The sequence below is a fragment of the Buttiauxella agrestis genome, from assembly GCF_900446255.1.
Lineage (GTDB): Bacteria > Pseudomonadota > Gammaproteobacteria > Enterobacterales > Enterobacteriaceae > Buttiauxella > Buttiauxella agrestis.
In genome coordinates, this window is the sequence record NZ_UIGI01000001.1 from 29,313 (window position 1) to 51,874 (window position 22,562).

The window sequence follows — 22,562 nt, forward strand, 5'->3', positions numbered from 1 at the left end:
GGGCATGGGGAAACTTACACCGTTTCCCCATGCTGCTGAAAACGATGCGCCAGCGGCAACCAGCAGAACAGAATCATCACGCCCATCGCGGTCATTAACATGCCGAGGCTGAATTGCCCGGTTTGTGGCAGCAACGCTGAAAACCACGCCATTGCGCCTGATCCAATATTTTGCAGCCCGCCCACAAGCGCCCCTGCGGTGCCTGCCAGGAACGGAAACGGCTCCATTGCACCGCTGGTCGCCAGCGGGAATAACATGCCTGCGCCGAAGAAGAACAGCGCGGCTGGCACCAACAGCGTCCAGATATTCATCACTCCCAGCCAGCCTGGGATCCACATCAGGATGCCAGCAAACAGGCAGCTTAAAACCGCTTGCCACATCAGCGATGAAAAGCGCGCGTTTTGCCGCCCGGCATACCAGGAGCCAAAAAAGGCGGCAGGAATCGGCAGAATGAACAGAATACTCACCACCACGCCATTAAGCCCCAAAACGCCGCCCATCAACACGCCAGAGCAGGCTTCAAACACGGCAACACCGGCAAGACCACCGACCAGCATCAGCAAATAACAATTAAACGAACCACTGCCGAGCAGCGTTTTATAGCTCGCCATCAGCCGTTGCGGTTTTTCCTGAACCGGGCGCGTTTCCGGCAGCCAGCGCAGCATGCAGAACGCCACAATCATGCACAGCACCAGCAGGAAACCGTAGCAAGCGCGCCAGCCCCACACGGAGTCAAGCATTCCGCCAATCACCGGCGCCATGAGTGGGCTAACCAGAATTCCCATATTCAACAAACTGTTAGCAGAGCGAAGCGATGCACCTTCGTAAAGGTCACGTGGCATGGTCCGCGCCATGACGCCCGCAACGCCCGTCCCCATTCCCTGCAACGCGCTGGCAATCACTAGCGCAGTTAAATTTGTTGTAAACAGCGCCCACAGAGTGGCGAGGATGAAAATGCTCATGCCAGTGAGAATGACCGGGCGACGGCCAATGCGGTCTGAAATTGGCCCGTAGACAAGTTGTGATAAGCCATAGGTCAGCAAATAAGCCGCCATCACCTGCTGGATTGCGCCGCTGCGCACGCCGAAGTCGCGAGCCATATCGGGAATTGAGGGGATATAAATGGTTTGCGTCATTTGTCCGACAGCAACCAACAGAATCAACATCATCAGAAGGTGAATATTGGCTAACTTTTTCATTTTCTCAGGTGTTATTTTGGGTATAGATGCCAATTGCCAGTTTATAAAACTGACTGTGCCAAAAAATCGAGAGGAATCTACCACACAAAGACCATGAAACCCTATCGCCTGACACCTTTTGAACCAGAGATAAAATGGCAGCCTGTAAAGCCTCAACGGCAATTTTTGTTGCCAGCGAAACGGCTGCGGAGATTTATAAAAGGGAGGCGGTTTCCCGCCTCCCTTTGGTGCGACTTGAAGGCCAGGAATTACTTAAAGTATTTCATGGCGACTTCAAGCAGTTGCAGTAACGCAACCATGAGTTTCAGAAACGCAATAGCCAGTCCCATCAAGCCCATACGCTTTTTCTCCTGTAGTCAGGAGCACTTTCAGCTGACGAGCCTTTCCGCTGCCTGTAGCCAGCTGAATTTGTTGAGGTTGTACGATGTGCCCCTCCGAGGTTAAGACACTGACGGCACCACCCGTTTCAGCCAGGACTTGAATTGCGCGGCGGTTTGCGGCCCTCAGAGCACATCACTTCCAACACACTCAGTATATCTATTTTACTGTATAAATAAACAGTAAAATGATGAAAATGCGAACAGCTTCGCAAGCCACAGATTTATGCGGTGCTCACAATAGCAGCAAGTATTTGCGCCAGTTCGGCTTTCGTCGTATATTTGGGAGGTTGATGTTGTACGGTGTGCGAAGCAGTAAAAGCACTAGCAGCAAAAACAAAAGACCTCGCCTCACCAGCGGGGTTTTTTGTTTTTATAAGATATGAAATTTACTTAGTTATAAAACCCTTGTGGAACCGACTGCCCGAAGCCATCACCGCTGTCGGTGCTGTTATCACGTCGCCCGCGAGCTTCAAGTCTGTCGGCGCGCATTTGTTCGCTTATCTCTCTGCGCTGCTCCGTCGTTAAATTCTCACGGCCATAATAGTGATCCGGATATTGCGAGCGCATGATTAATGCCTCGTTGGTCTCGGTCGGGCTAAGGGTTTTATGCCCGTCATAGCCTGACGTATCAGTCGATGAGCAACCAATAATGGCGAGCGGGATAAGCAATATCAAAGCGTATTTATAAGCCATATCTCTTCCTGAACCAGCACGATGGATAACGAATTCACGCAGCGTATCATGGATAGTTTAGCTGCGACTGTCTGCCGCCACACGATTCGGCGAAATGTTTAATCACACTCTTTCAGCCCACTTTTCTCACCGTTTTTCATTTGCGAATTACCCTTAATAAGCTTGCTAATAATTCATGAACTGAATACTGGAGAGAAACATGATTAAGCCTTGTTTTTCCGCTTTGTTGCTCAGTGCTTTACTGCTGAGTGCCGGAGCCATGGCTGCTGGATCTGAAAATGTCATCAGGCCCGTGCGAGGCACCATCGACGCGGTGGAGGGGAATACGCTCAAAATCACCACGCGCCAGGGCGAGAAGCTCGACGTCGCGCTAACAGATGAAACCAAAGTCAATAGCGTCAGCGAGGCGAAAATCAGCGATATCAAGCCTGATAGCTTTATAGGCACCGCCGCCGTGCAACAGGCGGATGGCACGCTAAAGGCGCTGGAAGTCCATGTTTTTGCACCCAGTTTACGTGGTTCAGGCGAAGGATTTAATCCCTTTGAATCTGCGGATGGGAATGTGAACACCATGACTAACGGCACCGTAGGTAAGCTGGTGAATAGTCAGGGTCGGACGATGACAGTGAAGGTTAAGGATCAGGAGAAAACGGTTATCGTGCCAGACGATGTGCCTGTGGTTTTGATTGCCCCGGGCGATCGCAAATTGCTGCAACCGGGTACAAAAGTGGTGCTGCACGTGACAAAAGACGACAAAGGGCCGTTCGTCGTGCGCGGTGTTTCTGCGGGTAAAGACGGGCTGACGCCGCCGATGTAAATGCCTGGGTACAAAATATTTCGCCCCGGCACAGCGCCCGGGCGAATTAAAGCCGATTAAGACAGCGGGCTAAGCGTTATTTCTACGCGGCGGTTCTGCGCTTTGCCTTCAGCTGTGCTGTTGCTGGCGATTGGATTTGCCGGGCCAGCCCCTGTGGAACGCACGCGGTTTGCGGCCACGCCTTGCGTGATAAGCGCGCTACCCACGCCGTCTGCACGTTGCTGTGAGAGCTTCATATTCAGCTCCTGGCTGCCGGTGCTGTCGGTGTAACCCACAACGTTAACCGCCGTTTTTGGATACTCTTTCAGGACCATTGCCACGCCGGTTAAGGTATTTGCACCAGCCGGTTTCAGCGTCGCGCTGCTGCTATCAAAGGTCACATTATTTGGCATGTTCAGCACGATGTTGTCGCCATTACGCGTCACACTTACGCCTGTTCCCTGCATCTTGTCGCGAAGTTTAGCTTCCTGCACATCCATGTAGTAACCCACGCCACCACCTAAAGCTGCACCCGCAGCGGCACCGATCAGTGCGCCTTTGCCGCGATCTTTCTTGGATGAGGAAAGTACGCCTACGCCCGCCCCAACCAGCGAGCCGATGCCTGCTCCAATACCTGATTTCCCTGCTTCACGTTCGCCGGTGTAAGGGTTGGTCGTACAACCAGAAACTGCTAACGTGCCGCAAACAATGGCGGCAATCATCATGACGCGTTTTTTCATCTCATTTCCTTTGTGAATTTAATAACTCAACCGCATGATCGGCGGCGGTTGATTATGCAGTGTGAATGTGTAGAAATTTCTATAGAGTCGTCTGAATTTGTAAACTAAATATTGAGTGGCCATCAGGCCGCCACCTGCCCACTACCTGCAACAAGGGGAGCCTGAATTGGCTAATACACTCTCATCAAACAAGAAAATCCTGACCGCCGCTCACTGGGGGCCGATGCTCGTCGAAACTGACGGAGAGCGCGTGCTCACATCCATCGGCGCACTGGAAACCGGCCACGAAAACTCATTGCAAAGCGCCGTTCCGGATCAGGTCCACAGCAAAGCCCGCGTGCAATTTCCCATGGCGCGAAAAGGTTTTCTTGCCTCGCCTGATGCCCCACAAGGTGTGCGTGGCGACGATGAATATGTGCGGATTAGCTGGGATGAGGCGCTGCACCTGATTCACCAGCAGCACCAACGTATTCGTGCCACTTATGGCGCAGCGTCTATTTTTGCGGGTTCTTACGGCTGGCGATCCAATGGCGTGTTCCATAAAGCGGCGACGTTATTGCAGCGCTATATGAGCCTTGCGGGTGGTTACACCGGGCATCTGGGAGACTATTCAACGGGCGCTGCGCAGGTGATTATGCCGTATGTGGTTGGCTCAAATGAAGTTTATCAGCAGCAAACCAGTTGGCCGTTAGTGCTTGAACATAGCGACGTGGTGGTGCTCTGGAGCGCTAATCCGCTGAACACATTGAAGATTGCGTGGAACGCCAGTGACGAACAGGGCGTGAAGTTTTTTGAGCAACTGAAAAACAGCGGCAAAACGGTGATCGCCATTGACCCGATGCGCTCGGAAACGGTGGATTTCTTTGGCGACAATGCACAATGGATTGCCCCGAATATGGGGACTGATGTTGCGCTGATGCTGGGTATCGCGCATACGCTGGTGAGACACGGCTGGCACGATACAGAATTCCTGGACCGTTGCACGCATGGCTACGATAAATTCGCCGCTTATCTGATGGGCGAATCAGACGACCAACCGAAAACGGCAACCTGGGCGGCAGAAATTTGCGGCGTGCCTGCGAAAACTATCGAATATCTGGCGCAGTTGTTTAGTGAAAACCGCACCATGCTGATGTCCGGCTGGGGTATGCAACGCCAGCAATACGGCGAGCAAAAACACTGGATGCTGGTGACGCTCGCGGCGATGCTTGGGCAAATTGGCACGCTTGGCGGCGGTTTTGGCCTGTCCTATCATTTTGCGAATGGCGGCAATCCAACGCGGCGCGCGGCGGTATTAGGGTCTTTGCAGGGAGCCGTGGCAAACGGAACCGATGCCGTGGAAAAAATCCCGGTGGCGCGAATTGTAGAAGCGCTGGAAAACCCCGGTGGTGAGTATCAGCACAACGGGCAGCAGAAAACCTTCCCGGATATCCGCATGCTGTGGTGGGCTGGCGGCGGTAATTTCACCCATCACCAGGACACAAACCGCCTGATAAAAGCCTGGCAGAAACCGGAACTGGTGGTGATTTCCGAATGCTTCTGGACGGCGGCGGCAAAGCACGCCGATATTGTTCTACCGATCACCACATCGTTTGAACGCAATGATTTAACGATGACCGGCGATTACAGCAATCAGCATCTGGTGCCGATGAAGCAGGTCGTTGCCCCGCAGGGTGAAGCGCGCAATGATTTCGACGTTTTTGCGGCACTTAGCGCATTGTGGGAAGAGGGCGGCGAGGCGCGTTTCACCGAAAGTAAAACCGAGCTGCAATGGCTGGAAGCGTGCTATGAAATCGCCCGCAAACGCGGTGCGGCGCAGCAGGTGGAATTACCGGACTTTAAAACGTTCTGGGAAAGTAACCAGCTGATTGAAATGCCGGAAAGTGAAAAGAATGCCGGTTTTATCCGTTTTGCTGATTTCACGCGCGATCCGCTGGCGAATCCATTAAAAACGCCGAGCGGGAAAATCGAAATTTATTCTGAACGAATCGCCAGTTTTGGTTATGCCGATTGCCCGCCGCATCCGACCTGGCTTGCTCCGGACGAATGGCAAGGCAATGCTGAAGCAGGCCAGCTTCAATTGCTTTCTTCTCACCCGGCGCACCGTCTGCATAGCCAGCTTAACTACGCAGCGCTGCGTGACAAATACGCCATCGCCGGGCGTGAGCCGTTAACACTGCATCCGCAAGATGCCGCAGCGCGTGGTATTGCTGATGGCGATTTGGTGCGGGTCTGGAACGCCCGAGGGCAGGTACTGGTGGGGGCGCGGGTGACGGACGGCATTAAACCTGGCGTCGTCTGTATACACGAAGGTGCCTGGCCGGATTTAGATGACCGGAAACTGTGTAAAAACGGGGCGGTCAATGTGCTGACGCTGGATATTCCGACGTCTCGGCTGGCAAATGGCTGTGCGGCGAACTCCTCGCTGGTATGGGCCGAAAAATATCTCGGCCCGGTGCCGGAGGTTACTGCGTTTTCTCCTCCTGCCAGCTCATAATCCACGTCGGGTGGCGCGTTTCATTTTGCCAGGCGCTTTCTTCAATGCGAAAGCCCTGGCGATGGTAAAAATGCACCGCCCGCTGATTCTTCTGGTAAACCTCGAGGCTCAGGGAGGGGTAAATCGCTTTGACGTGTTCCATCAACGACTGACCAATCCTCTTGCCGATAAAAGGTTCGCTGACAAACAGCGCGCCGATAAACAGTGAATCCAGCACGCTAATAAATCCCACCATTTTGTCCTGATGCTGATAAATCCAGGTCGCAGATTGCGGGATATACACGTTGCGCACGATGGACTCACTTTCGTGCCAGTAGTTTTCGCTGATAAAGGGATGAGCCTGAATAGTGCTGGCAAGCCAGATTTCAATCAGTTCATCCATTTCACCTGGCTGTAAGCGGCGAATCATTTGAGATTATCAGGATGGCAGAAGCAGGTGGTGACATGATCGTTAACCAATCCGCAAGCCTGCATAAACGAGTAGCAAATCGTCGAGCCGACAAATTTGAAGCCGCGTTTTTTCAGCGCTTTTGACAGCGCGTCGGAAGCGGGAGTCATGGCTGGAATTTCACCCAGCGTTGCGGCTTTCGTCACTTGCGCCTGATTATCGACAAATGACCAGACGAACTCCGGGAATTTCTCGCCGTTGGCTTCCATCGCCAGATACGCTTTGGCGTTATTGATGATGGCTTCAATTTTCCCACGATGGCGAATAATTCCCGCGTCTTGTACTAATACATCGACATCTTCCGGTTGCAGTAATGCCACGGCCTGCGGGTCGAAATTCTTAAAGCACCGACGGTAGTTTTCACGCTTTTTCAACACGGTAATCCATGACAAACCGGCCTGTTGCCCTTCAAGGCAAATCATCTCGAAAAGGTGTTGACCGTCAGTCACCGGCACGCCCCATTCCTTATCGTGGTACGCAATATAGAGCGGGTCCTGGGATACCCATCCACAACGCAACATATGTATCTCCTTTGATGAAATTTCTCGTGCCAACTTGACGTGCCAGATAAAGAGACAATAGTTAATTCAGGGCTATCCGCAAGCCCGCCAAAAACACAAAAAAATATCGCCGGATTTGGCTCTTTCCTGGAGTCGCTTTAATGAATAAAAACTTTAAACGCAGTGGTCGCCGTGTCACTTTCTCCACGGTGCTGGTTTTGTGTTGCCTGCCCTATGCTACGAATGTATTTGCCTGGCAACAAGAGTATGTCGCCGAAGAAACTTCAGGCGAAGCGCAGGATCGTTATACCTGGGACAGTAATCACCAACCAAGTTATAACGATATTCTCGCAGAAAGGATTAATTCTTCATTTACCTCCCAAAACCAGGAGGGGCTGATGCTCGTTTCTGGTAACGACAGTGTTAACGCTGATAGCTCACATTTGGGTATCGGCTGGAATATCTCTTTGCCTGGCAAAATAACCACCGGGCCGACGGCAAAATACCGTTGGGATGGCTCGTCTACCGGGATTTATAACGAATATGGCGACTCCGCCGTTGCCGCGCAATTTACCGATCAACTCTGGCATGCCAGCGTTTCCACTGTGGGCTGGCGGGTCGATTCATCCGTGGGTTATCTGCGCCCGTGGGCACAGCTCAGTTACAACCATCAATATGGTGAAAATCAGTGGAAAGCGCAGTCCGGGATGCGATCTAACGTCGCGAACGGACAGGATGCGAGCTGGATGGATGTGACCGTGGGTGCGGATATGCCGATTGGTAAGAATATGGCAGCGTTTGCTTCTATGTCACAAGCGGAAGGTTTAGCCACCGGCGAGGCCTATATTTATAATGTCGGTGTCAGCGCCCGTTTCTGATCATTAATTTAACCTTGAGTCTGTATATTTAACATCTGATGCTCAATGTTTACGGGCATCAGGTTGATAGTAATCACTAACAAAACGGGCTGCTCAATCCCCGTCCAGGTCATTCATACCCTCTCAGATGCATTTCATTCCGGCTTGAGTGCAACTCATGCCTTTTTCTCCTGGAATAAAATGCACTTCGTTACTCTTGGCAGCAGAAGATTTCTCTTAAATTTTGCGGACATCTGCCATGAACAATGCCTCTTACAACCGTACTCGCTGGTTAACTCTGATCGGCACCATCATTACCCAATTTGCCCTGGGTTCCGTTTATACCTGGAGCCTGTTTAACAGCGCGCTTTCACAAAAACTGGATGAGCCAATCAGCCAGGTCGCGTTCTCCTTCGGTTTATTAAGCCTCGGTCTGGCGATTTCCTCCTCTGTTGCGGGCAAATTGCAGGAACGCTTTGGTGTCCGCAAAGTCACAATGGCGGCGGGTGTGTTGCTGGGTGTCGGTTTCTTCCTTACCGCTCACTCCAATAACTTGTTGATGCTGTGGCTCAGCGCTGGTGTGCTGGTCGGCCTGGCCGATGGCGCGGGTTATCTGTTGACCCTTTCCAACTGCGTGAAATGGTTCCCGGAACGTAAAGGCCTGATTTCTGCATTTGCCATCGGTTCTTACGGCCTCGGTAGCCTGGGCTTCAAATATATCGACAGCCATTTGCTGGCAACTGTCGGCCTGGAAAGCACCTTCATGATTTGGGGTGGCCTGGCGATGGTGATGATTCTGCTGGGTTCCATGCTGATGAAAGATGCGCCATTGCAGGAAGTGAAATCCGCAAACGGCGTGGCTGAAAAGGACTACACCCTGGCAGAATCTATGCGTAAACCGCAGTACTGGATGCTGGCAGTAATGTTCCTGACCGCCTGCATGAGTGGCCTGTATGTGATTGGTGTGGCGAAAGATATTGCGCAAGGCATGGTGCATTTAACCGCTGAGTCTGCGGCGAATGCGGTAACGGTTATCGCGATTGCTAACCTGAGCGGCCGCCTGGTGCTGGGTATTCTGTCCGACAAAATTGCCCGTATCCGTGTTATCACCATCGGCCAGGTTATTTCTTTAGTGGGCATGGCAGCGCTGTTGTTCGCCCCGCTTAACGAAGCGACTTTCTTTGCCGCGATTGCCTGTGTGGCATTTAACTTCGGCGGCACCATCACCGTTTACCCTTCACTGGTAAGTGAGTTCTTTGGTCTGAATAACCTGACTAAAAACTACGGTGTGATTTACTTAGGCTTCGGTATCGGCAGCATTTGCGGTTCGATTATCGCGTCTATCTTCGGCGGTTTCTATGTGACCTTCTGCGTCATCTTCGCCCTGCTGATTCTGTCTCTGGCGATTTCCACTACCATCCGCCAGCCAGCACGAGAAGTTATGCAGAAAGTTCCCGCTCACGCTTGATAGCGAGTCATTAATGCCGCAAACCATGCCGCCGGGACGTTATACGGCGGCATCATTAATTGTGAAATACCCTGTTCGATAATGTTCTCCGCCTGACCCTTCAGGAACTCATTTCCCCGTTGTAACCCCGCCAACTGAATTCGCTTTTCGATTAAATAAACCCGCGCAAAATGCGGGTCGTAGCGCAAAATCTCACGGGTATTATCAATGATGTCAGCGAGTTTAATGGTTTGCGCTTCACCGCTGGCATTGGCGGTGTGCAGGAAATGGGCGCGCTTGCGATGCATGCGGTTGGTGCCGGGGAGTTGCTCCGGGTTGGTAACCATGGCGACAAGTGCCGCGACCTCCGGGCCGAAGCGCTCTTCAATATCAATTATCGTGGTGCCGGTGTCTTCCACCGTATCGTGTAGCCAGGCGGCTGCGAGCACCTCTTCAACAGGGCAAACACCCCTGACTAGCTCAACCACAGCGGCAGGATGGACAATATAGGGTTCAAGCGTATATTTGCGGCGCTGATCGCAAGCCGCATGTGCCTTTGTTGCATACCGACGGGCGCGTTCTTCCAACGATTGCATGTTTTTCCCTCAGCATTAACAACATTATTTAATATGCTCATAACATCGTTGCGGCGTCATTCAGCCGTTCGGCTTCAAATTGTGTAAACAACGGGCCAGATCACGCATTTTGCCGATACTTTTGACCTTCCCTATGTTCTACTAATCCGCGCTAAATCGGCTAAGAATCGTCCTGATTCAGACACTATTTTTTATTGCTCAGAATTTTCCAGGTAATGTGGAGTCTGAGTGATGCTTATAACTTTTTCTTTTTGCGCTTTATTTTCGGACACCCTGCATGAACTACGTTAAATCGATGTCGCAGCAGAAGCTCAGTTTTCTGTTAGCGGTATACATCGGACTGTTTTTGAACCTTTCAGTTTTTTACCACCGTTTTGAGGGATTCGTTCAGAACTTTAGTGGCCTGTCAGGCGTTTATATGGTGGCGGAAGTCGTGGCTTGTGTATTGGTCACTTTCTTTTTATTCCGCATGTTATCGCTGTTTGGGCGCACCGCCTGGCGCATATTATCGACGCTAGTGGTACTGTGCTCTGTCGCCGCAAGCTACTACATGACGCTACTTAATGTGGTCATCGGCTACGGGATTATTGCCTCGGTAATGACTACCGATATTGACCTTTCGAAAGAAATTGTCGGCTATCAGTTCGTATTATGGCTCATTCTGATAAGCGCCGTGCCGTTGGTACTTATCTGGACTAACGCCGCACGCGATACGCTTATTAAGCAGCTCAAAACCCCTGGTCAGCGTTTTAAAAATGTCGCCATTGTGCTGCTCGCCGGGCTAATGGTGTGGGCGCCGCTCAATTTACTGGGCAAACAACAAAAGAATTCAGAAAGGCGCACGACCGTAGATATGCCAAGCTATGGCGGTGTGGTGGCCAACTCCTACTTACCCTCTAACTGGGTTTCAGCGTTAGGGTTGTATGCCTGGGCACAAGCCGATGAGTCCACCGATAATCGCTCTTTGATGAACCCGGTAAAACAGTTCACTTATGTTGCGCCAAAAGAGCTGGATGATACCTACGTGGTGTTTGTGATTGGTGAAACCACTCGCTGGGATCACATGGGGATTTTAGGCTACGGGCGAGATACAACGCCGAAACTGGCTAAAGAGAAAAACCTGGTCGCATTCAGAGGCGAATCTTGTGATACCGCCACAAAGCTTTCGCTGCGCTGCATGTTTGTGCGTGAAGGTGGGGCGGAAGACAACCCGCAGCGTACCTTAAAAGAGCAAAACGTTTTTGCCGTGCTCAAACAGCTGGGCTTCACATCAAACCTTTTTGCGATGCAAAGTGAAGTGTGGTTCTACGGCAACACGATGGCAGATAACTTCTCTTACCGTGAGCAAATTGCTGCCGAGCCGCGTAACAGTGGCAAACAAGTCGATGACATGCTGTTGATGGAAGAGATGAAACTTTCTGTCGAACAGCATCCAAAGGGTAAGCATTTGATTATCCTGCATACCAAAGGTTCGCATTTCTCGTATGTGCAACGCTACCCACGTAGCTACGCGAAGTGGACGCCAGAGTGCGTCAGCATTGCTAACGAGTGCAGCAAGGAGCAGTTGATTAACGCGTACGATAATACGGTGCTGTATACCGACTCCGTGCTCGAGCGTGTTATTGACCAGTTGCGCGACAAACGGGCAATTATTTTCTATGCCGCTGACCACGGTGAGTCCATTGATGAGCACAAACATCTGCACGGTACGCCGCGTAAAATGGCACCGCCGGAGCAGTTCCGTGTGCCGCTGTTAGTTTGGGCGTCTGATAAATACCTGGAAAACCCAGACCGCGCGCGCGAGTTTGCCCACATGCAAGAACAGGCAAAAATGAAAGTGCCGCATCGCCACGTGGAACTGTATGACACCATTATGGGTTGCCTGGGCTATACCTCACCAGACGGTGGTATTAACCAGAATAACAACTGGTGCCATGTGCCAAAGACGGCCGCGAAGTAACCATTTCGCTACAAATGCTGGATTTTAAAACAAACGGACGTGATTTTTACTTTCAGGGATTGACGGCTAAAACGGTGCGCAGTACTATGCGCTCCGCATTCGGCGAGTAGCGCAGCTTGGTAGCGCAACTGGTTTGGGACCAGTGGGTCGGAGGTTCGAATCCTCTCTCGCCGACCAAATTTAGAAAAGACCAACCTTCGGGTTGGTCTTTTTGCATCTGTAGTTTATAGAGGATGAGAATCTTCAAACCCTTGCCGGCTAGTAAAGCTGATTAAAATCACTGATCACTTTGTTACGCGAACGAATCACCTTTCCAGCAGAACCTTTAACCATCCACTCTGACAGACCACCAATTTGGTTTTGCTCGCCTGGGTTGTAGGGGACGTTATCCCAGTGTCGCTTAATGCGTTCTTCAACAACCTTACTGTACTCGGTGGCTGAATCGAGCATGAAGGAGTAGCGGATAAGCCTGGCGTTATCTGCAGGAGGCGCCGCTTTATAACATTCCTGTGCCGATGCAATAAGTGAGTCCAACGCTGTTGCTTGCAGTTGAGCTTCCTGCGGAATAAAGCTTTCTTCCGCCAGCTGTTTTGTTGTTTTATCTATCTGAATAACAATGGCGAGCGAATAATATTTTAAGGTTTTCCCCTGGTCTGTTTCTATATTAGCCAGTTCATTTGTATAAGACTGATTATTATCTCTTGTAGATTCTTTCTGCCAGGAAGAAAAACGCATTGGATTCTTATCACTCGCCAGCCTCAGAGCCTGCTTGCAGACTGGGATTTCCACAGCTGTAGCGGGCGAAGGAGGGCCAGACGTTTTGGCACCGTCACACCCTGAAATTAATATGACTGGGAAAATAGCCATTATAATAACTCTGTATATATGCTTGCTAATACATTCCTTGAGAATATACATATTAATTACCGACGTAAAAATTACATGATAATAATTATGTTATTTATCGACTAATGTTTATTAGTGGTTGTACTAATCTGGACTTTAATTTCGCCGGGAAGTTATTGAGGAAATATCATTTTGGGCTTTTCAGGCGCTATCAGCCTTGGGTACGCGATTTTGTGACATATTCCATCGTATTTTGTTATGGAAAATAGCGGACTAATACCCCGTTGCTTATGTTTCAGACCAGCATGATTCGCTGTGAGAGACTTAGATCACAAAATTAATCGTTCAGATAATCAGCATTCGGCAAGAAATTTTTCAAAAAGCGCGCAACCGATTACCGCTATCGGTTGCAAATTAAGCAGTGTAATATTCTGGTAACAACCCCGTAGCATAAATTTCCCTGCTGGAAATGGTACGGCAGGCTTTTTTTAAACTTTGTTCGCCAATTCTCACCTCGGTTGTAAATCCCTGTTACCTATATTGACGTTTAACTCATCTATTGACAGATTGTAGGGCGTGAGGGGCAATTTATGGACAGTCCGCACTATCACACAGCTAGTCTGACGAAAGGAATCCCTGGCCTCACTTCCGCCTCCGGGCACACCGAACGGACCGCACACAAATAACAAAGGTCTAACGGAAAAAAAACAACACGACAAATGTCCCTTAACAATTTCCTGAAGCGGCCCATAACGCTGTAACCGGAAAATAAAAGGGAACATCACAATGGAGCAGAAGAATGAGTCTTTCCTTGAAGAAGTCAGGGATGCTGAAATTTGGTCTGAGCCTGGTGGCACTGACCGTAGCAGCAAGCGTTCAGGCAAAAACACTGGTTTATTGCTCAGAAGGTTCCCCAGAAGGTTTTAACCCGCAGCTGTTTACCTCTGGTACCACGTATGATGCCAGCTCAGTGCCAATCTATAACCGTCTTGTCGAATTCAAAACCGGCACGACTGAAATCGTCCCAGGACTTGCTGAAAAGTGGGAAGTGAGCGAAGACGGTAAAACGTATACCTTCCACCTGCGTCAGGGCGTGAAGTGGCAGGATAATAAAGATTTCAAACCAACACGCGATCTGAATGCTGATGACGTCGTGTTCTCGTTCGATCGTCAGAAAAATGCCAATAACCCGTACCACAAAGTTTCTGGCGGCAGCTACGAATACTTTGAAGGCATGGGCTTGCCTGACCTGATCACCGAAATTAAGAAAGTGGACGATAAAACCGTTCAGTTCGTACTGGCGCGTCCAGAAGCACCGTTCCTGGCAGACCTCGCGATGGACTTCGCCTCTATTCTGTCCAAAGAATACGCTGACAACATGATGAAAGCCGGCACGCCGGAAAAAACTGACCTGAACCCAATCGGTACCGGTCCGTTCCAGCTGCTGCAATACCAGAAAGACTCCCGCATTCTGTACAAAGCGTTCCCGGGCTACTGGGGCACCAAGCCTCAAATCGACCGCCTGGTCTTCTCCATCACGCCTGATGCCTCCGTGCGTTACGCTAAATTGCAGAAAAACGAGTGCCAGGTTATGCCGTATCCAAACCCGGCTGACATCGCTCGCATGAAGCAAGATAAGAGCATCAATCTGATGGAACAGGCTGGCCTGAACGTCGGTTACTTGTCCTTCAACACCGAGAAGAAACCGTTTGATGATGTGAAAGTACGTCAGGCGCTGACTTACGCGGTGAACAAAGAAGCGATCATCAAAGCGGTTTATCAGGGCGCAGGCACTGCGGCTAAAAACCTGATCCCACCAACCATGTGGGGCTACAACGATGACGTGAAGGATTACACCTACGATCCTGAGAAAGCAAAAGCGCTGCTGAAAGAATCCGGCCACGCTGACGGCTTCACCGTTGACCTGTGGGCAATGCCAGTACAACGTCCGTACAACCCGAACGCTCGCCGCATGGCTGAGATGATTCAGGCTGACTGGGCGAAAGTCGGCGTGACCGCCAAAATCGTCACCTACGAGTGGGGCGAGTATCTGAAGCGCGCCAAAGCGGGCGAGCACCAGGCTGTCATGATGGGCTGGACTGGCGACAATGGGGACCCGGACAACTTCTTCGCCACCCTGTTCAGCTGTGCTGCGGCGAAAGACGGTTCCAACTACTCTCGCTGGTGCTACAAGCCGTTTGAAGACCTGATTCAGCCTGCGCGTGCGACTGACGATCACAACAAACGTATCGAGCTGTACAAACAAGCTCAGGTAGTGATGCATGACCAGGCTCCGGCGCTGATCGTTGCTCACTCCACGGTATACGAGCCAGTGCGCAAAGAAGTGAAAGGTTACGTGGTTGACCCATTGGGCAAACACCACTTCGAGAACGTGTCAGTAGAATAATTTTCTGACTTTAAGCGCCGCCCTTGCCTGGTTTTAAATCCCTCTCCCTCAGGAAGAGGGGTAGGGTGAGGGTGGTGTCTTTTGATATGTGAGCAATACAGACGAAGAGTCACCAGGCTCTTGGTCACTACAGAGAATACGGGTTATGTTGCAGTTCATCCTCCGACGTCTGGGATTAGTCATCCCCACGTTTATCGGTATTACCCTTCTTACCTTCGCTTTCGTACACATGATTCCCGGGGACCCGGTGATGATTATGGTGGGTGAGCGCGGTATCTCTCCTGAACGTCATGCTCAGTTGTTGGCCGAACTTGGCCTCGACAAGCCATTGTGGCAGCAATACCTCCATTACATTTGGGGTGTGATGCACGGCGACCTGGGCATTTCGTTAAAAAGTCGTCTCCCGGTCTGGGACGAGTTCGTGCCGCGCTTTAAAGCGACCATGGAACTTGGCGTTTGCGCGATGATGTTCGCCGTTGCCGTGGGCATTCCGGTTGGCGTTTTGGCTGCGGTTAAACGCGGCTCTGTGTTCGACCACACTGCGGTAGGCCTCGCGCTGACCGGCTACTCCATGCCTATTTTCTGGTGGGGTATGATGTTAATCATGCTGGTTTCCGTCTACTGGAACCTCACCCCCGTGTCGGGGCGTATCAGCGATACGGTATTCCTCGATGACACCTTGCCGCTCACCGGTTTTATGCTGATAGACACCGCGATATGGGGCGAGCCGGGCGACTTCATCGATGCGATGGCGCACATGGTGCTGCCAGCCGTGGTGCTCGGCACGATTCCGCTGGCGGTTATCGTGCGTATGACCCGCTCGTCCATGCTCGAAGTGCTCGGTGAAGATTACATCCGTACCGCTCGCGCTAAAGGTTTGACCCGCATGCGCGTTATCGTGGTTCATGCTCTGCGCAACGCTATGCTGCCTGTCGTCACCGTTATCGGCCTGCAGGTCGGTACGTTGCTGGCGGGTGCGATTCTGACGGAAACCATCTTCTCCTGGCCGGGACTTGGCCGCTGGTTGATTGATGCATTGCAACGTCGTGACTACCCGGTAGTGCAGGGCGGCGTATTGTTGGTCGCGACGATGATTATCCTCGTGAACCTGATCGTCGACTTACTGTACGGCGTGGTGAACCCGCGTATACGCCATAAGAAATAAGGGGCCATCATGACGCAATTAACTGAAAACAAAATGGTAGCGGCGCCAGTTCCAATGACGCCATTCCAGGAATTCTGGCACTACTTTAAACGTAACAAAGGGGCGGTCGTCGGCCTGGTGTATGTCACCGCCATGATTTTGATCGCTATTTTCGCCAACGTTCTCGCGCCACACGGCCCGGCAGAACAGTTCCGTGATTCACTGCTGAACCCGCCAGTGTGGCAAGAAGGCGGAAGCTGGCAGTTTATCCTCGGCACTGATGACGTTGGCCGCGACATCATGGCTCGCCTGATGTACGGCGCACGTTTGTCGCTGCTGGTCGGCTGCCTGGTGGTGGTGCTGTCGCTGGTCATGGGCGTGGTCCTCGGCCTGGTTGCGGGCTACTTCGGCGGCCTTATCGACAACATCATCATGCGTGTTGTCGATATCATGTTGGCCCTGCCAAGCCTGCTGTTGGCGCTGGTACTGGTGGCCATTTTTGGCCCGTCGATAGTCAACGCTTCATTGGCGCTTACCTTCGTAGCACTTCCGCACTATGTGCGACTGACGCGCGGTGCGGTGCTGGTGGAAGTGCATCGTGATTATGTGACGGCCTCTCGCGTGGCGGGTGCAAGCCCGATGCGCCAGATGTTCATCAATATTCTGCCAAATTGTCTCGCACCGCTTATCGTGCAGGCCTCTCTTGGCTTCTCTAACGCCATTCTCGATATGGCCGCTCTCGGCTTCCTCGGCATGGGTGCGCAACCGCCAACACCGGAATGGGGCACCATGCTCTCCGACGTGTTGCAGTTCGCCCAAAGTGCCTGGTGGGTTGTCACCTTCCCCGGTGTCGCAATCCTGCTGACGGTGCTGGCATTTAACCTGATGGGTGACGGGCTGCGTGACGCGCTCGATCCTAAACTCAAGCAGTAGAGAGGCACGAGATGGCGTTATTGAATGTAAATAAATTATCGGTGCATTTCGGCGACGAAAAGACACCGTTCCGTGCCGTAGACCGCGTGAGTTACAGCGTAAATCAGGGCGAAGTGGTCGGTATTGTGGGTGAATCTGGTTCCGGTAAATCGGTCAGCTCGCTGGCGATTATGGGGCTGATTGATTACCCAGGCCGCGTAATGGCGGAAAAATTGGAATTTAACGGCCAGGATCTGCAAAAGATTTCTGAGAAAGAGCGTCGTAACCTGGTTGGAGCCGAAGTGGCGATGATCTTCCAGGACCCGATGACCAGCCTCAACCCTTGCTACACCGTAGGTTTCCAGATTATGGAAGCTATCAAGGTGCACCAGGGCGGCAACAAAAGTACCCGTCGTCAGCGTGCTGTCGACCTGCTGAACCTGGTGGGCATTCCCGATGCGTCTTCGCGTCTGGACGTTTACCCGCACCAGCTTTCCGGCGGTATGAGCCAGCGTGTGATGATTGCAATGGCGATTGCCTGTCGCCCTAAGTTGTTGATTGCCGACGAACCGACTACTGCGTTGGATGTGACCATCCAGGCGCAAATCATTGAGCTGTTACTGGAACTTCAGCAAAAAGAGAACATGGCGCTGATTCTCATCACCCATGACCTCGCGCTGGTGGCTGAAGCGGCGCACAAAATCATCGTGATGTACGCAGGCCAGGTAGTGGAAACGGGGGCTTCGCACGATATCTTCCGTGCGCCACGCCACCCGTACACCCAGGCGCTGCTGCGTGCGCTGCCTGAGTTTGCGCAGGATAAAGCCCGTCTGGCATCACTGCCGGGTGTGGTTCCGGGCAAATACGACCGCCCGAACGGCTGCCTGCTCAATCCACGCTGTCCGTATGCGACCGATAAATGCCGCACGGAAGAACCAGAACTGAACATGGTGGATAACGGGCGTCAGTCCAAATGCCACTATCCACTCGATGATGCCGGGAGGCCAACGCTATGAGTACCGAAAAGGCCACTGCGCAACCTCTGTTGCGGGCCATCGACCTGAAAAAACACTATCCGGTGAAGAAAGGCATTTTCGGCCAGGAACGCCTGGTGAAAGCGCTGGACGGCGTATCGTTTGAACTCGAACGTGGAAAAACGCTGGCGGTAGTGGGTGAATCTGGCTGTGGTAAATCCACGCTGGGCCGTCTGCTGACGATGATTGAAATTCCGACCGGCGGTGAGCTTTACTATCAGGGGCAGGATCTGCTCAAACCTGACGAAACCGCCGAAAAGCTGCGTCGCCAGAAAATCCAGATCGTGTTCCAGAACCCGTACGGCTCCCTGAACCCGCGTAAAAAAGTGGGGCAAATTCTTGAAGAGCCGCTGCAAATCAACACCAGCCTGAGCAAAGCCGAACGCCGTGAAAAAGCGCTGGCGATGATGGCGAAAGTTGGCCTGAAAACCGAGCATTACGATCGCTACCCGCATATGTTCTCCGGCGGCCAGCGCCAGCGTATTGCTATCGCCCGTGGTCTGATGCTCGACCCGGACGTGGTGATCGCCGATGAACCGGTATCGGCACTCGACGTTTCCGTGCGTGCGCAGGTTCTGAACCTGATGATGGACTTGCAGCAGGAAATGGGGCTGTCGTACGTGTTCATCTCCCATGATTTGTCGGTGGTGGAACACATCGCCGACGAAGTGATGGTGATGTATCTGGGGCGCTGTGTAGAGAAAGGGACGAAAGACCAGATCTTCTCAAACCCGCGCCACCCGTACACTCAGGCACTGTTATCTGCCACACCACGCCTGAATCCGGACGACCGCCGCGAGCGCATTAAACTCACCGGCGAGCTGCCAAGCCCGCTGAACCCACCTCCGGGTTGCGCGTTCAACGCCCGTTGCCGCCGCCGTTTCGGGCCGTGCACGCAGTTGCAACCGCAGCTTAAAGAGTACGGCGGCCAACTGGTGGCGTGTTTCGCTGTTGATCAGGATGAGAACGGGGAAATTCGTTAATACGAGTGGGGGCATGGAAGCTCTGTTGTTTTTCGTTCACCCGAACGTTTGGTTATCTCTGTAACCGTTGCAAACGGTGAACGTGCCAGGTGGCTCACGCCAGCCCCCTGGCGACCCCGGCGCCCGGCAAGTAAATCGCCGCTGCGCGGTAAACCCCGATTATTTCCCCAACATTCAGGGTCGTTCGCGACTCGCTCCAGGCGATCGCTCTCTTGCGCCGTTCCCGACGGCGCAACCCTGCCTGAAGGGGAAAATCGGTGCGATTTAAGCCGGGAACAAGGGCGTCGCTGTTAACTGTGAGAAATGAATTGGTTTTCGTAGGGCGGATAAGCTTGCGTCATCCACCTTCTTCACACTCCCATGCGACATTTTTGTATCCCCAGCCCCGCTGATGTAGATTACAAGCCGAGAGTCACAAAGGAGTTACCCTTGAACACACAAAATTCCACTCCGCTTGGATTTAGCTGGGATCCCAGCGTATTGCCGCAGGTTAATCCTGGCAGTACACGTCGTGCATTGGCGATCTACCTGCAACAGTTAACCTCATTCGTTTGGGATGCAGCAAAACTGGAAAATAATCCTTTCACCTTTGTCGAAGTGCAAACACTTCTGGATGGTGTCACCGTGGGTGGGCATAAACTTTCCGATGCCGAGCAGGTAACGAATCTGGCTGATAGCAGTAAAAAGTTGGTGGAGTTAGTTAAGACGGATCGTTTTGACCTGGATAAACCTACAATCATTCTCTTGCATGGCATTGTTGCGCGTAATGAAGCACTTGAATGGGGTGTGTTCAGAGGTGAGGGGGAAGAAACATCATACTCTCCGTATGTAGCCTTAGGGGAGCAAGGCGAACATCGCCCATTGCCGACGTTAACGGGTGCTCCTGAATTAAACCGTGTCTATTCTGAAGGTGTGGAATTTATAAAGACATTGCCGCCATTTGAAGGAGCATTAACGATGTTTCTTTTCGGTGCATTACAGCAGTTCTTTTTTGACGGTAACAAACGCACCAGTCGACATATGATGAATGGTTGGTTGATGAAACATGGCTTTGACCCGATCAGCGTACCTGCCGCACGCGCCCAGGTATTTAATGACAAGATGGTGAGCTTCTATCTCAGTAAAGAGGGGACTGATATGCTGGCATTTTTAAATAGCTGCCGCCGAGCCTGATTAGCAGGATCCTAGCTGTTCAGCACCGATTACCCCCTGAGTTTTGTGGTCTTCCGAATAGTTTTATATATTCAGTTCCTGAATATATAAAACCCATCACTATTTTCCACTGATTTATTCCTCACGAAAATCAGGGGAATATACCCTGCAAAAAATGTTAATTTTATTCGCGAAATATTCATCTTGGCCCAATTCTATTTATGTGTGTGAAATCACAAACAAAAGCTGCTACCTTTTAATGGTTAGTATTAAATAGCGCTTAATTACAAATCTAATCATCTTCATGCTTAGATGCGTATTGATAAGAAAAAAAGATGGAGAAAAGGCCGCTGCTGCCTATATATTGGCTTGAAATGCCATTGTTTTATCTGCAAAAACAATAATAAAAATAGTGATGATAACTCATCGCAATTAATAATGATTTATGAAGTCAATAACACTAATTAATGACTGGAAAGGCCTTCCTAAGAGTATTGGTATAAACTTTGAATCAATTCACATCTCTAATACGCATGTCCTTTAAATCATGAGTGTCGCAATGAAAAATTATGATGATTTACAGCGATTCAAGGATAAGACCCGCACAGGCGCTATCGAATTCAAGGATATGTCGGCGCAAAACAAACACTCAGATACCAGCAATTGGGCCATCATCAAGCAGTTAATGAATACTGACGATGACGGCTCCGTGTTATCTCATGCCGGAAGCATTGCGGTGCCAGCACCCCAGGCGGTGAAGGCGGATGAGTTTGATGCCAGCCATTTCAGGCCGTTAGTCGCTCAACCCATCTCGAGTACGGCGGCGCAAGGGTCTATTCTGGATAGCCTGCAAAGCGCATTACCCGAAACTAAAACTGCGGCTTTTCAACCTGAGCAAACGCAGCACACCACCGCAACCCTGTTTGAACAACTGGCACCGGTCGCCACCGCGCCAGAAGCGGCTGTCGAGCCTATCCGGCACCCTATTCCAGAACCCGTAAAAGAAACCGTGAAACCTGCCGTGGTATCCGCGCCGCAGGCCCCTGCACCGGTAACGACCGAACCCGTGCGTTTTGACAAACTGTTCGCAGCCAAAGGGAATACGGCGCGGAGTCATCCCGCCAAAGACTTACCGCTGCAACCGTTGCTGGAGATGATTGCGTCATGCCGCTAGTGTGTGTTTGCTCGCCAAAAGGCGGAGTAGGGAAAACCACGGTTACTGCCAATCTGGCGTATGCGCTCGCGCGTGCGGGTAGCAAGGTTTTAGCCATTGATTTTGATGTGCAAAATGCGCTGCGCCTGCACTTTGGCGTGCCGTTATCTGATGGCCGGGGTTATGTCACAAAAGCAATTGAATCGGCAGACTGGAGCCAGTCAGTTTTAACCGCTGGTAGCAATATGTTTGTGCTGCCGTATGGCGATGTCACGGAAGATCAGCGTCTTGAGTTTGAGCATCTTCTGACGACCGATAGCCACTTCCTGATGCGCGGATTAAGCACATTGCTTAACTATCCAGGACTTGTGATTATCGCCGATTTCCCGCCTGGGCCGAACCCGGCGCTGAAGGCTGTATCGCGCCTGGCTGATTTGCATCTGGTGACGATGCTGGCGGACACCGCTTCGCTTTCACTGTTGCCGCATATTGAAAACCATCGTTTGATTGGCGAGCCGTTAAATAATAAAGCGGGATATTATTTTGTTCTCAACCAGAGCGATAACCGCCGTCATATAAGCCGCGACGTCACCGCATTTATGCAGCAGCATCTTGGCGATCGCCTGCTTGGTGTTATTAACCGTGATGAAAGTGTGGCTGAAGCAAATGCTTCTCAGCAATCAATATTCGATTTCAGCCCTGCTTCTGCTGCGGCTTTTGATATTGAACTGATCAGTAAACGAGTTGCAGCTATTCTCGGCATAAAAATTGGTGATGGTGCGGTTCACACCGCCTTGAGAACGTCAAATTTCTGACAT

General features: G+C 51.5%; 22 protein-coding genes and 1 tRNA gene. 15 read left to right on the forward strand and 8 right to left on the reverse strand.

Annotation, left to right across the window (positions count from 1 at the left end; translation table 11 throughout):
- Positions 1-14: 14 nt before the first annotated feature.
- The gene (emrD, locus tag DY231_RS00140; RefSeq protein ID WP_115626837.1) at positions 15-1,199 is read right to left on the reverse strand and encodes a multidrug efflux MFS transporter EmrD; all 1,185 of its coding nucleotides are present in this window, start codon (positions 1,197-1,199) and stop codon (positions 15-17) included.
- A 134-nt stretch (positions 1,200-1,333) separates the two neighbouring features.
- On the opposite strand from emrD, the gene DY231_RS25180 reads away from it, so the two are divergent.
- On the forward strand, positions 1,334-1,489 hold the full coding sequence (locus DY231_RS25180; RefSeq protein ID WP_172588641.1) for a hypothetical protein: 156 nt from the start codon (positions 1,334-1,336) through the stop codon (positions 1,487-1,489).
- On the opposite strand, the gene DY231_RS25575 is transcribed toward DY231_RS25180, so the two are convergent.
- Together DY231_RS25575 and DY231_RS00150 are read right to left on the reverse strand one after the other, a co-directional pair.
- Positions 1,448-1,537 (reverse strand): type I toxin-antitoxin system toxin TisB, encoded by a 90-nt coding sequence (locus tag DY231_RS25575; protein ID WP_115626838.1) that lies wholly within the window; start codon positions 1,535-1,537, stop codon positions 1,448-1,450. The genes DY231_RS25180 and DY231_RS25575 overlap by 42 nt on opposite strands.
- A 432-nt stretch (positions 1,538-1,969) precedes the next feature.
- Positions 1,970-2,272 (reverse strand): hypothetical protein, encoded by a 303-nt coding sequence (locus DY231_RS00150; protein ID WP_115626839.1) that lies wholly within the window; start codon positions 2,270-2,272, stop codon positions 1,970-1,972.
- A gap of 199 nt (positions 2,273-2,471) precedes the next feature.
- Here DY231_RS00150 and DY231_RS00155 point away from each other — a divergent pair, with 199 nt between their 5' ends.
- Positions 2,472-3,089, forward strand: coding sequence for a hypothetical protein (locus tag DY231_RS00155; protein ID WP_115626840.1), 618 nt, complete (start codon positions 2,472-2,474; stop codon positions 3,087-3,089).
- 56 nt (positions 3,090-3,145) lie between these two features.
- On the opposite strand, the gene DY231_RS00160 is transcribed toward DY231_RS00155, so the two are convergent.
- Positions 3,146-3,808: an OmpA family lipoprotein gene (locus DY231_RS00160; RefSeq protein WP_115626841.1), complete on the reverse strand. Its 663-nt coding sequence runs from the start codon at positions 3,806-3,808 to the stop codon at positions 3,146-3,148.
- Between the two features lie 166 nt (positions 3,809-3,974).
- Between DY231_RS00160 and DY231_RS00165 the strand changes: the two genes are divergently transcribed.
- Positions 3,975-6,305, forward strand: a complete 2,331-nt coding sequence (locus tag DY231_RS00165; protein ID WP_115626842.1) for a molybdopterin guanine dinucleotide-containing S/N-oxide reductase — start codon at positions 3,975-3,977, stop codon at positions 6,303-6,305.
- On the opposite strand, the gene DY231_RS00170 is transcribed toward DY231_RS00165, so the two are convergent.
- The gene (locus DY231_RS00170; protein WP_115626843.1) at positions 6,274-6,714 is read right to left on the reverse strand and encodes an N-acetyltransferase; all 441 of its coding nucleotides are present in this window, start codon (positions 6,712-6,714) and stop codon (positions 6,274-6,276) included. The genes DY231_RS00165 and DY231_RS00170 overlap by 32 nt on opposite strands.
- On the reverse strand, positions 6,711-7,274 hold the full coding sequence (gene tag / locus DY231_RS00175) for a DNA-3-methyladenine glycosylase I (RefSeq protein ID WP_115626844.1): 564 nt from the start codon (positions 7,272-7,274) through the stop codon (positions 6,711-6,713). Before tag ends, DY231_RS00170 begins: the two co-directional genes overlap by 4 nt.
- A gap of 140 nt (positions 7,275-7,414) precedes the next feature.
- Here tag and DY231_RS00180 point away from each other — a divergent pair, with 140 nt between their 5' ends.
- Together DY231_RS00180 and DY231_RS00185 are read left to right on the forward strand one after the other, a co-directional pair.
- Entirely contained in the window at positions 7,415-8,131 is a 717-nt protein-coding gene (locus tag DY231_RS00180; protein WP_034499715.1) for an autotransporter domain-containing protein, read from the forward strand.
- A 238-nt stretch (positions 8,132-8,369) separates the two neighbouring features.
- Entirely contained in the window at positions 8,370-9,578 is a 1,209-nt protein-coding gene (locus DY231_RS00185; protein ID WP_115626845.1) for an L-lactate MFS transporter, read from the forward strand.
- On the opposite strand, the gene DY231_RS00190 is transcribed toward DY231_RS00185, so the two are convergent.
- Positions 9,569-10,153, reverse strand: a complete 585-nt coding sequence (locus DY231_RS00190) for an HD domain-containing protein (RefSeq protein ID WP_115626846.1) — start codon at positions 10,151-10,153, stop codon at positions 9,569-9,571. The two genes, DY231_RS00185 and DY231_RS00190, sit on opposite strands and share 10 nt — an antisense overlap.
- Positions 10,154-10,430: 277 nt before the next feature.
- On the opposite strand from DY231_RS00190, the gene eptB reads away from it, so the two are divergent.
- Positions 10,431-12,113 carry a kdo(2)-lipid A phosphoethanolamine 7''-transferase gene (gene eptB, locus DY231_RS00195; RefSeq protein ID WP_115626847.1) on the forward strand — a complete coding sequence of 561 codons (1,683 nt, stop codon included), beginning with the start codon at positions 10,431-10,433 and terminating at the stop codon, positions 12,111-12,113.
- Positions 12,114-12,213: 100 nt separating this feature from the next.
- Positions 12,214-12,290, forward strand: a tRNA-Pro gene (locus DY231_RS00200).
- Between the two features lie 81 nt (positions 12,291-12,371).
- Here DY231_RS00200 and DY231_RS00205 read toward each other — a convergent pair.
- Positions 12,372-12,980, reverse strand: coding sequence for a DUF3829 domain-containing protein (locus tag DY231_RS00205; protein WP_172588644.1), 609 nt, complete (start codon positions 12,978-12,980; stop codon positions 12,372-12,374).
- Between the two features lie 778 nt (positions 12,981-13,758).
- Here DY231_RS00205 and dppA point away from each other — a divergent pair.
- The 8 genes from dppA to bcsQ all read left to right on the forward strand — a co-directional run bounded on the left by dppA (position 13,759) and on the right by bcsQ (position 22,559).
- Positions 13,759-15,366: a dipeptide ABC transporter periplasmic-binding protein DppA gene (dppA, locus tag DY231_RS00215; RefSeq protein ID WP_115626849.1), complete on the forward strand. Its 1,608-nt coding sequence runs from the start codon at positions 13,759-13,761 to the stop codon at positions 15,364-15,366.
- Between the two features lie 145 nt (positions 15,367-15,511).
- Positions 15,512-16,531 carry a dipeptide ABC transporter permease DppB gene (gene dppB, locus DY231_RS00220; RefSeq protein WP_115626850.1) on the forward strand — a complete coding sequence of 340 codons (1,020 nt, stop codon included), beginning with the start codon at positions 15,512-15,514 and terminating at the stop codon, positions 16,529-16,531.
- Positions 16,532-16,540: 9 nt separating this feature from the next.
- Positions 16,541-17,443, forward strand: coding sequence for a dipeptide ABC transporter permease DppC (gene dppC / locus DY231_RS00225; RefSeq protein WP_115626851.1), 903 nt, complete (start codon positions 16,541-16,543; stop codon positions 17,441-17,443).
- An 11-nt stretch (positions 17,444-17,454) separates the two neighbouring features.
- A complete protein-coding gene (gene dppD, locus DY231_RS00230; protein ID WP_034499682.1) occupies positions 17,455-18,438 on the forward strand; it encodes a dipeptide ABC transporter ATP-binding protein in 984 nt (327 codons plus the stop codon).
- Positions 18,435-19,439: a dipeptide ABC transporter ATP-binding subunit DppF gene (gene dppF, locus DY231_RS00235; RefSeq protein ID WP_115626852.1), complete on the forward strand. Its 1,005-nt coding sequence runs from the start codon at positions 18,435-18,437 to the stop codon at positions 19,437-19,439. Before dppD ends, dppF begins: the two co-directional genes overlap by 4 nt.
- A 429-nt stretch (positions 19,440-19,868) precedes the next feature.
- Positions 19,869-20,612 (forward strand): Fic family protein, encoded by a 744-nt coding sequence (locus DY231_RS00240; protein ID WP_115626853.1) that lies wholly within the window; start codon positions 19,869-19,871, stop codon positions 20,610-20,612.
- A 538-nt stretch (positions 20,613-21,150) separates the two neighbouring features.
- Positions 21,151-21,765: a cellulose biosynthesis protein BcsO gene (bcsO, locus tag DY231_RS00245; protein WP_172588645.1), complete on the forward strand. Its 615-nt coding sequence runs from the start codon at positions 21,151-21,153 to the stop codon at positions 21,763-21,765.
- On the forward strand, positions 21,756-22,559 hold the full coding sequence (gene bcsQ / locus DY231_RS00250) for a cellulose biosynthesis protein BcsQ (RefSeq protein ID WP_115626855.1): 804 nt from the start codon (positions 21,756-21,758) through the stop codon (positions 22,557-22,559). The genes bcsO and bcsQ overlap by 10 nt, the downstream gene beginning before the upstream one ends.
- Positions 22,560-22,562 lie beyond the last annotated feature (3 nt).